Here is a 353-nt window from a genome sequence, read left to right on the forward strand (position 1 = left end):
GACCCCCCACTGCACCGCGCCCGCCTCGAACAGGCCGCCGCCCGCCTCCACCACCACCTCGCCGACCACACCACCGCCACCCCCCTCCTCCACCGCGCCCGACAGCGCTACACCACCCTCGGCGCCAAACCCTTCCTCGACCACCCCGACCACCCCGACCACCAACCCGGCACCCACCCCCACCACCCCGACAACCTCCTCACCGAACGCGAACTCGACACCGCCCGCATGGCCGCCAAAGGCCTCACCAACCGCGAAATCGCCCAACAGCTCTACCTCAGCACCAAAACCGTCGAATACCACCTCGGCCACGTCTACGAAAAACTCGGCATCACCTCCCGCCGCCACCTCCG

1 protein-coding gene is annotated in these 353 nt (G+C 69.4%); it reads left to right on the forward strand.

Annotated elements, in window-relative coordinates; translation table 11 throughout:
* A partial coding sequence (locus AA75_RS47120) for a helix-turn-helix transcriptional regulator (protein WP_033818837.1) occupies positions 1–353 on the forward strand: 353 nt, incomplete at both ends.

It is taken from the genome of Kitasatospora sp. MBT63, assembly GCF_000710465.2.
Lineage (GTDB): Bacteria > Actinomycetota > Actinomycetes > Streptomycetales > Streptomycetaceae > Kitasatospora.